11 protein-coding genes and 1 tRNA gene are annotated in these 13768 nt (G+C 36.5%); 1 reads left to right on the top strand and 11 read right to left on the bottom strand.

Features of this window, described 5'->3' with window-relative positions:
- Positions 1–206 precede the first annotated feature (206 nt).
- The 7 genes from EV197_RS05075 to abc-f all read right to left on the bottom strand — a co-directional run bounded on the left by EV197_RS05075 (position 207) and on the right by abc-f (position 9013).
- A tRNA-Met gene (locus EV197_RS05075) sits at positions 207–279 on the bottom strand.
- 60 nt (positions 280–339) lie between these two features.
- Positions 340–522, bottom strand: coding sequence for a CPXCG motif-containing cysteine-rich protein (locus EV197_RS05070; RefSeq protein WP_130285642.1), 183 nt, complete (start codon positions 520–522; stop codon positions 340–342).
- Between the two features lie 50 nt (positions 523–572).
- Complete coding sequence (locus EV197_RS05065) at positions 573–1901, bottom strand: TolC family protein (RefSeq protein ID WP_130285641.1); 1329 nt, start codon at positions 1899–1901, stop codon at positions 573–575.
- On the bottom strand, positions 1888–5097 hold the full coding sequence (locus tag EV197_RS05060; protein ID WP_130285640.1) for an efflux RND transporter permease subunit: 3210 nt from the start codon (positions 5095–5097) through the stop codon (positions 1888–1890). Before EV197_RS05060 ends, EV197_RS05065 begins: the two co-directional genes overlap by 14 nt.
- 9 nt (positions 5098–5106) lie before the next feature.
- Positions 5107–6264 carry an efflux RND transporter periplasmic adaptor subunit gene (locus tag EV197_RS05055; RefSeq protein ID WP_130285639.1) on the bottom strand — a complete coding sequence of 386 codons (1158 nt, stop codon included), beginning with the start codon at positions 6262–6264 and terminating at the stop codon, positions 5107–5109.
- 179 nt (positions 6265–6443) lie between these two features.
- Entirely contained in the window at positions 6444–6902 is a 459-nt protein-coding gene (locus tag EV197_RS05050) for a MarR family winged helix-turn-helix transcriptional regulator (RefSeq protein ID WP_242610690.1), read from the bottom strand.
- A 191-nt stretch (positions 6903–7093) separates the two neighbouring features.
- A complete protein-coding gene (gene abc-f / locus EV197_RS05045; protein ID WP_130285638.1) occupies positions 7094–9013 on the bottom strand; it encodes a ribosomal protection-like ABC-F family protein in 1920 nt (639 codons plus the stop codon).
- A gap of 55 nt (positions 9014–9068) precedes the next feature.
- Here abc-f and EV197_RS05040 point away from each other — a divergent pair, with 55 nt between their 5' ends.
- The gene (locus tag EV197_RS05040) at positions 9069–9458 is read left to right on the top strand and encodes a DUF983 domain-containing protein (protein ID WP_130285637.1); all 390 of its coding nucleotides are present in this window, start codon (positions 9069–9071) and stop codon (positions 9456–9458) included.
- Here the strand turns inward: EV197_RS05040 and EV197_RS05035 are convergent.
- From EV197_RS05035 to porL, 4 genes are all read right to left on the bottom strand, one after another.
- Complete coding sequence (locus EV197_RS05035) at positions 9448–10494, bottom strand: NAD(P)/FAD-dependent oxidoreductase (RefSeq protein WP_130285636.1); 1047 nt, start codon at positions 10492–10494, stop codon at positions 9448–9450. The two genes, EV197_RS05040 and EV197_RS05035, sit on opposite strands and share 11 nt — an antisense overlap.
- Positions 10495–10596: 102 nt before the next feature.
- Positions 10597–11487 carry a type IX secretion system ring subunit PorN/GldN gene (gene porN / locus EV197_RS05030; protein ID WP_130285635.1) on the bottom strand — a complete coding sequence of 297 codons (891 nt, stop codon included), beginning with the start codon at positions 11485–11487 and terminating at the stop codon, positions 10597–10599.
- A gap of 11 nt (positions 11488–11498) precedes the next feature.
- Positions 11499–13046 (bottom strand): type IX secretion system motor protein PorM/GldM, encoded by a 1548-nt coding sequence (porM, locus tag EV197_RS05025; protein WP_130285634.1) that lies wholly within the window; start codon positions 13044–13046, stop codon positions 11499–11501.
- 47 nt (positions 13047–13093) lie between these two features.
- The gene (porL, locus tag EV197_RS05020; RefSeq protein ID WP_130285633.1) at positions 13094–13720 is read right to left on the bottom strand and encodes a type IX secretion system motor protein PorL/GldL; all 627 of its coding nucleotides are present in this window, start codon (positions 13718–13720) and stop codon (positions 13094–13096) included.
- Between the last annotated feature and the right edge of the window lie 48 nt (positions 13721–13768).

Genomic DNA, 13768 nt, shown 5'->3' with positions numbered 1-13768 from the left:
ACCAGTTGTTTGTACAACTAGTTTACCTAGTAGCGGGAGCTGGATTAACTCCCTCGTACCTCAGTCGTTGGACCACAAAGGTGAGCTTGCACAACAAACCAGATTTGATATTCAAATCTTGCTTTTTTTACGGATTTCAATTCCTGAAGTAATCTTCAAATTTTCATCCATAAAAAAAACCAGATACTTTCGTATCTGGTCTGTTGTAGCGGGAGCTGGACTCGAACCAGCGACCTTCGGGTTATGAGCCCGACGAGCTGCCTACTGCTCTATCCCGCGCTATTGGACTGCAAATATACAATGGTTTTTTATTCCTGCAAACTATATTTACAATTAAATTTATTGCTCAATACTACTAGCCTCAAAAGCAACAAGTTCTCTATCTTCAAAATTTGTAAAAATTTCAATGGGATTGCAACACACCTCGCAATCTTCAATATATCGCTGAGATGAAACCGACGCATCTAACAGCATCGAAATTTCCTCCCAACAGTATGGACATTGAAAAAAATGCTCAAACATGCTACTTTAATGTTTTCAATTAAACCCTTACCTCAAATGAACCTTGTCGTCTAAAATTCTATATTTAATAATTGTCCAGTTAGTTGTAATAATTGCAACTCTGCTAATTTAGCATCATACTTAGCCAACGTTTTATTGGTATATGCTTGTATCAAATTGATCTGTGCCTGACGAAATTCGATGGAGGTAATTTGCCCCAATTTAAAACGTTCTTGAGATCGTTCAAAGTTATTTTGATTCGTCACGACATTTTGTTGCTGAATTTGGTAAACCTTTAGCCTATTCTCATAATTGCCTAAGGCATTGGCGATGTCACGCCGAACTTCCAATTCTATTTGATTTTGCTGAATTTCCTGATTCTCCAAAGCAATTCGAGCGTTTTTAACCCGAGTGATCGTACTACCGCCGTCAAAAATATTCCAGCTTAAGTTTATAGAAGCTGACAACCCATCTGAAACTACGGTGGATAAGAATGAAGCGGCGTTGTTATTGCTTTTATTCCAGCCGTAGGTTCCAGTCAACCCGATGGTTGGTAAATATCCCGACTTATTGACTTTTACATCATATTCGTTGATCGCAATGTTACTTTGGTTTCGCAAAATCCTCACGTTATTTTCTATGGACGTCTCTAAAAACCCTTCTACTTCTAAACGATTAATAAAAGTGATCGTGGTATCAACTCTGAAATCCGTTTGTAATTCTTCGTTGAGTAAAAAACTTAGATCGCGCTTTGTATTTTGTAGCAGCTGTTTGGTATTGATCAGGTTTATACTGTCGTTAGCCACATCTACCTCCGCATTAAGCACATTTAGCTTAGTACCTTGCCCATACTCAAACTGGTAATTGGCTCTAGTAATCCGTTCTCTTGATATACGTAGTGTCTCCTCTAGTACCGCTACATTCTCACTCAGTCTTGCGATTTCAAAATACACTGTAAAGAGTTGTAATATGGTATTTTCTATAGTCTCTCTTGCTTGTAGCTCTGAAAGATTATACTGCTCCTTTAAGCGTTTATAATTATAAAATCGTCCTAACCCATCAAAAAGCGTATAATTGAGGCTCACAGAGGCATTATAACGATCACTTTCTGCACCTTCTAAAGTATTAACATCTCCATTCGAAAATTGTGCTTCTACGTTATCTCGATTATATACAGCTCCTGCGGCACCGGTTAAGGTAGGTAAATACCCAGAATTTAATATGTTTTTATTATTGTCGGCAATCTCCACGTTATTGGCCGCCACAATGATTCCGAAGTTATTTTCTAAAGCCAAGCGTATAGCTTCTTGCTTCGATAGTTGCTGCCCAAAGCTATTCGTAGCAAGCAGCCCAATAATACTCAGTACAATTAAAAAAATATGTTTATTAATGCGCTTCATTCTCCTCTTTTTGTTCCTTAATAGCCCGTTCTACTTCTTCTTTTGATATTTTTTTACCGGTAACTAACCATTTCGTTTTAGTCTTGAAGTTATTACTGAACGACAAAAATAATGGCAATACCAAGAGGGTAAGTACGGTGGCATAACCTATTCCATAAGCGATAGAAATTGCCATCGGCTTTAAAAATTGTGCTTGCCTACTTTTTTCAAAAATTAAAGGTGCTAGCCCAGCTATAGTCGTTAATGACGTTAAGAAAATGGCTCTAAAACGAGACCTACCCGCTTCATAAATGGCATTATCAAAGTTCATCCCTTCCTTTAGGTTATTATTAAATCTACCGATCAGTACTAAACCATCATTTACCATAATACCAATAAGTGCAATGATACCCAATAAAGAAAGTATATTGATCGGAAAGCCATGTACCCAGTGTCCAAGCGCCACTGCTGGTAAACTAAGCGGTATTAATAACAATAACATCAAGGGTTGACTATAACTTCTGAATGTAAAGGCTATGGTAATATAGATTAGCAAAAGCGTAGTAAGACCTACTGGTCCTAAAGACCCTAAGAATTTACCCGCTTCTCGATTTTGCCCCTCATAAGACGGAGAAACCGTTGGATATTTTGAAAGAATCTCGGGCATAGTGATCGTACGGATCTCTTCTAAAATTTCAGTAGCAGTATCTTTTTCAGGATCCTTGAGGTCTGCCGAAATTTGTATTTCTCGTCTTCCTTCTAAGTGATTCACCGCTACATCACCACGTTCTATGCTGTATTCTGCAATTTCATTTAAAGGTACACGTGATCCGGAAGGTGTAAGTATCCTCATATTATCCAAATCCAGTATCGAAGATCGATTCTCTCGGTCATAACGTACCCAAACTTTAATTTCATCCTGCCCACGTTGAAAACGCTGTGCTTGTACCCCAAAAAATCCAGCGCGTACCTGACTCATAATATCTCTTAGATTTAGTCCTAGCGCGTAAGCATTTTCCTTAAGTTCTAGTCGAATCTCTTTGATACCAGCAGGGTCGTTATCGGCAATATCTTTTAGTCTTGGATCATTTTCAAAGTTCTGTTTTAGCTCGGCCTTAGCCGCTTTAAGTTCTTGGATATTATTACCCAATAAAGAAACCGAAACCGGAGTTCCTCCAAAATTACCTCCTGAACCATAGATCAGCCTTTCTGTACCGAAAACAGGTCCTACTTTTTCGCGTATTGTATTGGCAACAATATTAGCGTCTAACGCATCCGGTCGTTCCTCTCCAGGTAACAAATTAATGCGAAGTGATGCGTTGGACGACGAACTGATATCTCTAATGATATTCTCAAAAAGCATTTTTCCCTCATACTCCTCTCCTACTAAATATTTTTCACTTAATTCTTCATTCACTAACCAAGCCTTATCTTCTATCATAGTTATAATAGAATCCGTAATTTTTTCGTTAGTTCCTCTAGGCATTCCCAGATCAATTGACACAGCATCACTGGCTATTCTTGGAAAAAATGCAGTCCTAACCACACCCCCACCTATAGCACCAAAAGTAATAATGACCAACACGATGAATATTGAAAAGGAAAATAATTTATTTTTTAGCGAAAAGGTAAAAATAGGGCTGTACAGGTTATCACGTAACCAGCGCATTATTGAATCACCAAAGGTATTGATGTAACGCAGCTTAGAAAATATTTTCGCCATAGTACCTTTTGGCTCTTCTTTTTGAGCACGTAATGCTTTAGAATGCGCTAAATGCGAAGGAAGAATAATTAAAGCTTCTACCAAAGAAACCGTTAAGGTTAAGATTACAATCACAGAAACTTCTCCAAAAAAGTCACCAATTCGCCCATCTAGAAACAAGAAGATGCTAAATGCTAATATGGTGGTGGTAATCGCCGAAACAATGGGCGGAATTACTTCTAAGGTTCCATCTATAGCAGCTTGTACAGGTTTTTTACCCTTTTCGTAATGCTGGTATATGTTTTCTGCGATTACAATACCATCATCAACCAAAATACCAATTACGATAATCATCCCAAATAAGGAGAGCACATTGATAGTTACATCAAACGAGCCTGCGAATATGAACATTCCTAAAAATGCTACAGGAAGCCCAAAGGCTACCCAAAATGCCAATCTAGTATTGAGAAATAATGATAAAAATACGAGTACCAGAATCATACCTATGACCGCATTTTCGGTAAGTAACGCGGTACGTTGTACCAGCGTAATAGAGCGATCACTGATTACATTTAACTGTACGTTATTATACTTCTGGTTAAATTCATCAATATATTCTTTTGTCTTTTCTGCTGAAGAAATTAGATCTTCCGTATTAGTACTAGTAATTTCTACATTTACCGAAAGATTACTGTTAAAATAAGATGCATTAGGCGTTTCAGAGAATCGATCTCTAATTTGAGCCACATCTTTTAACCTTATGGTTCTCCCTGAGGGTTCTGAACGAATGACAAGATTAGAAAGCTCCAATCCGTAATACGATCGATTATTTGCTCGGATTAAGTATTCTTCTTCATCTGTTTTTATAGTTCCTCCAGTAGTAAGGATATTAGCACGGCTTACCGCTTGTGCAATATCACTAAAGGTTAATCCATACGCTAATAAGCTGTTTTCATCTACTGCAATTTCTATTTCTTCCTCGGGATAACCAGTTATAGAAATCTGAGAGATCCCATCGATAGCTCTTAAATCATTTTCAATTTGCCTCGCAATACCTTTTAATGTAGCTAGAGAAACATTATCCCCACTCACTGAAAAGTTGATCGTAGGACGTACAGCTTCTAATTTTGAAACTACAAGTGGTTCCATCCCTGTTGGAAAAGTAGGCACACGGTCAACTGCATTTTTGACTTCGAGCAGCATAAAATCAATATCTTCTCCTTTCTCGATTTCGATATTGATATTTCCTCCGTTTTCTCTTGAAGTAGAGGTTACACGCTCTATACCTTCTAATCCTTTAAGATTGTCTTCTATTTTAAGCACGATTCCTTCTTCTACCTCGAGTGGTGAAGCTCCAGGATAAACGATAGTGATACTTATATTTTTTGACTCCGTAAGCGGAAAGAAAGAAGACTTTAATGAACGAGCACCGAAATACCCAAAAATCAAAAAAGCAATTAAAATCACGTTTACCGCAACGTGATACTTAATAAAGTACGAGATTATTTTGCGCATAGTGATCGATTAATTGGTACTAATATTGGTTGCTTGTTCTGTGGACTTTGAGCGTGATTTTTCTTCATACACTTTGACCAGCATACCTGCATAAGCACCTGGAACTGGTTTATTGAGGATCACACCCCCATCAGGAACTCCCTTAAGCACCACTTTTTTATCCGAAAAGAACACAGGTCTCACGTCGATCATTGCTAAGATGCTATCACGCACTACAAAAATTTGATCATCTTTTTGCAGTAATCCACGATCTATCTCGATCGCATTAGGCTCTTGTTTAGCATCTAAATTCGCTTCTAAATACATCCCTTCTTTAAGATCAGGATTTTGGATTTCGATAAATGTTGTAATGGTCTGTGTAGCCTGGTCAATACTACTATTAATTCTTGAAACAGTGCCTGTATATGTTTTTGTTTTATTGAGGTCGGTCAACTGCACACTTTTTCCTTCTTTAAGTAAGTCTCCATATTCTTTAGGTACTGCAACTTCCATTTCGTAGGTACCGGTTTCAATGTATTCACCAAGCTTCTGTCCAGGGCGAATCAAAGTACCCTCAGTAACCAATGCTTCAGTAAGCACTCCTTTAAAAGGAGCTGCAATTATATACTTAGATAGCCGTTGCTCCAGGTTTTTTACATTATAGTAGGTGGAGTAAATATTTCTACCGGTGATAAAGTATTTTTCTTTCTCAGAGGTCGTTTCAGGCAAGGGAGGTGTAGCCTTAGTAAGGTCAAAACTGGTAAGATAATTTTGCCATTTATCAAAAACCTCAGGATAATCCAACCTTAGATCGGGCATTATTGAGGTAATTAAATTGTATAAATTGCTTTTTGCAGATTGAACAGAAGCGTAATACTCTGCTGCATCAATACGGATTAGCGTTTGACCGGTTTGGTATTTTTGACCCGTTTTAAAAAGTTTAGCACCTCCTCTAAAGATACCTTGTACCTCAGAAAACAACTCTAATCTTTTCTTGGCCACCAAATTTCCATTAGCTGTAATGGTTATCGGAATGGTTTTATTTTGAACTGTATCTACAAATACAGTTTTGACTACTTTAGCGGGTTTTATTTTGGTTTTTTTATTACTGTCTATAATTGCTTTAGCTACAAATAAAGAAACGACGATCAACAATAATCCCACGACAGAAAGTATAACTTTTCTCATATTTACGTTTTAGAATCTAGTTTCTGTAAGAAACGTGATACAAAACTATCAACATCTTCAATGCGTGCCAGTTAAAGAAGTCATAAAAGTTAGCGGTCTTCGTACTTGTTAAAAATGGTTGCAAAAAACAATAAAAGCACCACTATAGGTGCTTCATTTTTTATGTGATCCGATATAAATTACTGCGCAATTTCCGTAATTCTAGATTTTATCTTTTGAAGGGTTGTAATCAGATCTTTAACCTCTTCTTCTGTCAAAGAATCCTGTACAGCTGGTATTAAGTCATACATAATAGGTTGTACTTTTTGTATAATTTCCTTGCCATTTTCAGTAAGGTATATTCGATTCGTTCTTTGGTCTTTTGGATCTGCTTTACGGATTACCAGGTCTTTATTTTCCATACTGGTAACCAAACGAGTCATTGATGTTTTGTCCCTATGGGTAATAAAGGCTAAATCATTTTGTGGTTGACCATCGGTGACATCCAATCGTTTTAACACACTCCATTCCTCTTTAGAAAGGTCTAATCCATTTTCTGAGAATGCTTTTTGAACCAAAAATCCAAAATCATAATAAATTTTACCAATCCAAGAAAGAGCATGGTCGTTTAAGTCAATAGGTTCCATTAGCGTGTTCATAGGTTTACTACATTTAATTTGAGAGCACAAAAATACTTATAATTATCAAGTTTATAAGTAATTACATTAGCAGATACGCTATTAATAACATTACCTTAACCTGCCTTTTACTTTGATTTAAAACACAACCAAGAAGCTTCTTTGACTATTTCAAGGATTGAGCGAGCTGACAATCTGAAGCATCTTATGTTTTAAGAAATTTCATCAATTCCAAGCTGAATATCCTCCCAATCTGCCATCAATTTTTCTAGTTTATCCTTTTTGGCTTCATAAGAATCAAAAAAACCTGGTTGAGCGATAGTTTCATCGTAATTCACTGCTAATTCTAGGTCGATCTCTTTAATTTCTTTTTCGAGCTTATTAATCTTCGCTTCAATATTACTCAGCTTATTATTTAGGGATTTAAGTCGCTTTTGATCTTCATAAGACTGCTTTCCGGTATTTTTTGAAGCTGCAGCAACGGGTTCAGCTACTTTTTCCTTTTTTTCAATCTCTCTTAGGTTTTCAACCTTTCGTTGTTCCAAATAAAAATCAATATCGCCTAAATATTCTTTTACTTTTTTATTCTTAAACTCATATACGGTAGAGGTCAACCCTTGTAGAAAATCCCGGTCGTGAGAAACTAAAATCAACGTTCCTTCATAATTTTTTAAGGCTTCTTTTAATACATTTTTGGATTTGATGTCAAGGTGATTCGTAGGCTCATCCATGATCAGTACATTAAAAGGCTGCAACAGTAATTTACATAATGCCAATCTATTGCGTTCACCTCCTGAGAGTACTTTGACTTTTTTATCTACTTCATCACCCCTAAACAAAAATGACCCCAACATATCCCTAACTCTAGATCGATTCTTTTCATTTGCCGCATTGATCATGGTTTCGTGAATTGTGATATCACCATCCAAATATTCGGATTGGTTCTGAGCAAAATACCCTAATTGTACGTTATGCCCTAACTTCATTTCTCCCTGATAGGAAATTTCATCTACAATTATTTTGGCCAATGTAGATTTACCTTGACCATTTTGTCCAACAAAGGCAATCTTTGAACCGCGCTCCACCAATAGGTCTATGTTCTGCAATACGTGTTTATCTCCGTAGGATTTACCAATCCCTTCGGCTTCCAAGACCACCTTACCAGGCTGAACGCTTAGGGGAAATCTTACATTCATTACGGCATTATCATCCTCATCAACCTCAATCCTATCAATTTTATCTAATTTTTTGATTAGAGACTGCGCCATCGATGCTTTTGAGGCCTTAGCCCTAAATTTTTCAATCAGCTTTTCGGTTTGTTCAATCTGCTTTGCCTGGTTTTTTTGCGTAGCTAACTGCTGCTCTCTCATCTCATCACGCTGAACCAGGTATTGAGAGTAGGGTTTATTATAGTCATATATCCTGCCCAAGGAAATCTCAATAGTTCTATTAGTCACATTGTCTAAAAACATTTTGTCGTGTGAAACAATAACCACCGCGCCAGCATAATTTTTTAGAAAACCTTCTAACCAGATAATAGACTCAATATCTAAGTGGTTGGTTGGCTCATCGAGTAAAAGAATGTCATTATTTTGTAGTAAGAGCTTAGCAAGCTCAATTCGCATTCTCCATCCCCCAGAAAACGTATCTGTAAGTTTATCAAAATCTGCTCTTTCAAATCCAAGTCCCTGTAAAATACGTTCGGTTTCGCCCTGGTAATTATACCCTCCTAGTATTTCGTATTGATGTGTTTTTTCACTTAAGTCTGTGATCAAATCACTATAAGATTGACTTTCGTAGTCCTCTCGCTCTGCTAATTGTTGATTGATAGAATCTATTTCGCGTTCAATATTCTTAATTGCTTCAAAAGCTTCTTGAGCTTCTTCTACTACAGTTCTTCCCTGAACAAAATCAATATCCTGTTTTAAAAAACCTAAGCGTACTTCTTTGTCCTTCGCAATTTCTCCTTCATCTGCCTCTTGCTCACCCGACAAAATCTTGAGCATTGTAGATTTTCCTGCTCCATTCTTCCCTATTAATCCTACCCTATCTCCAGGATTCAGTCTAAAGCTGATTTCATCAAAAAGATACTCTCCCCCAAAGGATATGGACAAATTATGTACGTTTAACATCTAATTCAGTAATTTTTGTGCAAAGATGGCTAATTTTGTGTAACAATAAAAACCCATGAAACTCTTAAAAGGAACAAAGTTATACAGTATTATCACGGGCTATTGTCCTGTATGTCATAAAGAAAGCATGTACACAGCCAAAAATCCGTATCTACTGGGAAAAATTTTTGATATGCATAGCCGCTGTAGTCATTGTGGAACTAAATATAAAATTGAGCCTTCCTTTTTTTATGGAGCGATGTATGTTAGTTACGGGGTAGGAATCGCCTTCGCAGTAGCCGCATTCGTCATCGCCAATCTCATTTTTGGACTAGGCCCCTTATCTACTTTCTACGCTATAACGGGTACCCTCATACTGCTTATGCCCATAATAATGAGACTTTCTAGAAATATTTGGATCAATTTTTTTCTGCATTACAATAAAGAAAAGGCATCTACCCCTTGAATCTATTTGCATCGACTTCTGGGCTTAATGCAGTTTCATTTTCAATATAATCCAATAAGTTTTCAGCCAATAAGGGTGCCATAAGAATTCCTCTGCTACCTAATCCATTTAAAAAATGAATTTGCTTATAGCTATTATGCGTACCTATAATAGGTCTACGGTCCTTAACTGTTGGTCGAATACCCGCTACCTGATCTACTACTGTATAAGTCGCTCCTAAAACCTTATCCAGCTTTTCTATAATTTTTCTTTTTGCAGCTTTCGTTGTAATTAGTGTTTTATCTCTATTATCAAATGTTGCGCCTACCTTGTATAGATCTTCTCCAAGAGGAATTATAAACATCGAAAACTTAAAGATATACGCTAACTGCAAATCTGGACATTTTATGGTTATGTATTCGCCTTTGTTACCTATGATAGGTAATTCCCTAAGAAATGGGTTCTTAGACACGCCATAACCTTCAGTGAAAATGATATGTTTGGCCTCTATACCCTTATACTTCACCCCTTGATCAACCAATTCTAAGAGATCATAATCAAAAATTTCACGTTGAAAACTATTTTGCCTTTCCAAATAAACGCTATATTCATTTAGCAATTCCTCCACATCTAATCTAGCCGTATTATTTACTACTCCAAGTTTAAAAGGCACGTTGAGGAACTTAGTATTGTTCTCCATCATACTACCTGATAAGTATTTGGCCAAAATAGGCTTATCACAGGATTCAAACCATTGATTTTGCTCTTCAACTGAATTAAAACGTCTTACTACTGGGGTATCAGTTATAAGATTTGAATTACCCAGTTTAATAGCTATATTTTTATAAAATGGAATAGCCTTATGAACAAAATTATCTATATTCCAAGGTGCTGTAAATCTTTTTAAAATCACAGGATTAATAACTCCCCCAGCAACTCTAGACGCTGATTGATCCGGTAAATCAAACACCATCAAAGAACGATTCGCAGATACTAAACTTTCAGCAACTGCTAATCCTGCTAATCCAAAACCAACTACAATATAATCAACTTTCATCCCAATCCTTTAAATCTATACCAAAGATAGTTTTTCATACTACGCTATAAAAAAAGCGACTAAAAAAATTAGTCGCTTTTATATTATATAAATGTGGTTTTTTTAATAGGCCCACATATCCATTTCGAAATTACGGATACTTTCTTTGATTCGTTCGCTTTCTAAGAGCTGCATTAGTGCATTATCAACGATGTAATCCCTAATTGCACGGTCACCTTGTTCGTTATCTTCTTTATAGATAACAGAGTTAAAGCGTCTGGCGTTTAAGATATGGTCATAGTTAAATGGCATTGAGGTATTTCTTCGATTAAATGCTTTCGCTTTATGAAGAATTTCTCTAGCATCTGGATACCATATCCAAAACAAAGGAACTAAATCTGGTTGATCACTATCAATAAAGTTAACATCAGGAGCTACAGGTGCAAGACCAAGAAGTCTATAACGTAATTCTCCTTGTCTCTTATCGAAATACCAGTATCCTCTGATTCGGTATTCCTTTACATCAGCAGCTGAGATATTACGTACATTGATATATTGACGGTCTATCTCCTCACCTGCGTTGTATTGTTCATACCCTAAATCAGTAGTGTCAACTTTAGAAAGTGTAGTTCTAAGATCAGCTAACGTTCTAGTCTCCGTGAAATATGAATCAGAGTATAAGTTCTTAATCTTACCGTTCTTGATATTAGTCATCAATACATCATACAAAGATCTACGATGAGAACCGATGTTGTTAGTATCAATAGGGTAATACAAAGGAAAATTAATTCTTTCGTCAAGATCTATAATCTCCCAGGTGGTTTTAGCCCACAATACATCTCTTTCATCTACATAACCATATTCCAAAGGGTGATCATTATCATATTTGATCTGCTCTTCAGTCTTCTTTCCTATTTCTTCAGGAGTATCTGCATTAAGCACATTGGCCTGACCATAAGAAAATATAGTTATGAAAAAACCACAGAAGGTTACTAAAAAACTTTTCCAATTCATAATTCGTTCTTTTAATTCGTTAATTCAACGATTACTGGGGAAATCTTCTTTAACTTATAAGAAGAATTCGTTGTTAACTGCGCTTTAATGTCTATTATTTGTACGCTAGAACCTCTTTTTGCTTTACGTAAAGCAGACTTAGCTCTAGAGTTTAGTCGACCACCATTTACACTAACCGTTGGTTGACCTTCAACTTTAAACTTAAACCCAGTTACTTTTAATTTAATATCGAAATCAAAATCTGGTAAAATCGCACCAATAGAAGAAATCTCTAAAGCGTTTCTAGCCATCTTGATAGAACCATCTTCTCCTCGAACTGTTCCTACAGGTCTTGGAATATCTTTAATTCTAAACTTTTTGCTATCACTTACCGTACTTCCATTTGGTAACTTACCGCTTACTTTAATATCAACCTCTCTTGCCTTTACTGTAGTAACATTCATCACGTACTGTCCAGCTCCACCTGCTTTTCTAAGACCAGGTGCTGTAGCGTTCACTGCTGGCACACCAGGGATAGAAATTGTCATAGGGTTGTTTACACCACGATACACTACATTCATTTTATCCGCAGCAATAACCGCAGAATTTGGTTTAGGAATAACGGCATAAGAACTTTTAATAGGTATTGTAACTGTAGAGTCACCCTCCTTAAACTGAAGTTCTCCGGCTACTTGTTGCTCACCAACATTTCCTGCTGGAAACTCAAGCATAATCTGACCGTTCTCCACTTTAGTTTGTTCTTTACCATTCACTTCAACCTTAGTAGGTTTTAAGGTAGAATCAAAACGACCTAATACCACTCGACCTTTAAACGTCTCTCCACTAAAGAAAGCAGTTTTGTCTGGTACCACAATCGCCTCGTAATTACTAAATGATAATTCAGACGCCTGCTGACCTGCTAATAAAGCGGATAACACCTTACTTTCAGTAGTTTTTACGTCAGCCTGCATTTGCGTAAGCTTAGTTAAAGAAGCAACTAAAGGAAATCCTTCAAAATTATACTTTAACCAGTCTACTTTTACTTTATCACGGTTTTCCACATCTTCTGTAGAAAATGTTTTTTCTACATCATCTGCTACTGCTGGTTCTACTTCTTTTACTGAACGTATCGCTGCAGTAACACCATCGCGATATTTAGCAATTTTAGCTAAAAACTCTTCTGCAGCTGGAGTTTTTGCTCCACTAACGAAGAACTTAGTATCCAAGTTATCAGGTCGATCCATTTTTTCGTAATCCGTTGGATCTTCTAAATCTGTAACTAGCTCCGCTTTTAATTGTGCGATGTATTCATTAAATTCATTAGACAAAGAACTCACCTGATCCGCCTTCTCCTTTAAAGGAGTATATTTTTCTGGCTGCTCAGACACTTTCTCCGCTAATCCCGACATAAACGCCGTATTTCTTTCTGTTGCAATTTCATTAGCCGATGTTAGCTTTTCATTCATCAAACCAAAAGCGGATAATACCTCTTTTGACATGTTAAGCGCCATCATCGCAATGAATACCAAGTACATCAGATTAATCATCTTCTGTCTTGGTGATAATTTTCCTCCTGCCATTTCTTAAATAGTTTTTTGGTAGTTAAACTTTTGTTTGTTAAATACTCTTAGTTTCTGTTCATAGCACTTAACATACCACCATAAACTCCATTTAAAGAAGACAGATTACTTGCAAGGCTTTCCATTTGTTCCTTAAGTTTTGCAGCGTTTTCTGCAATTGCTTCGTTAGCAGAAGCTTGCTTTTCTGAAGACTCTAACTGAACTTTGTATAAGCTGTTTAAAGACTCTAACTGCGCTGCAGCTTTAGCCATTTCCTCACTATATTTTTTCTGTCCTTGGATTGCATCTACAGTAGGAGAGATGTTTTTTGCTGCTCCTTCGAAGTTACGGATACTGTCTCCTAAACTATTCATTAACGAAGCATCTAATCTTGCTTCTTTTAACATCTCATCTAATTTCTTAGATAACAATCCATCAGGAGTTGTATCTTCTTTTTTACCTTTAGACATACCTCCTGCTAATTCAGGATATACTAAAGACCAATCTAATTCGTCATCCACTGGTTCAAAAGCAGACACCGTAAATACTAATGCCTCAGTAATTAGTCCAATGATAAGCATTTCATTACCTAAAGGCCAGTGCATAATTTTAAAAAGTGCACCTAAGATTACCACGGCTGCACCTAGACCGTAGACCATGTTCATTAATTTCTTGCTTGATTTTGAATTTGCCATAATAAAATCGTGTTTAGTTTTTTTTAATTAATTTAAAAAAAATTGTTA

This window comes from Aquimarina brevivitae, assembly GCF_004216895.1.
In the GTDB taxonomy this organism is placed as follows: domain Bacteria; phylum Bacteroidota; class Bacteroidia; order Flavobacteriales; family Flavobacteriaceae; genus Aquimarina; species Aquimarina brevivitae.
This window is presented reverse-complemented; position numbering and strand designations above follow the sequence as displayed.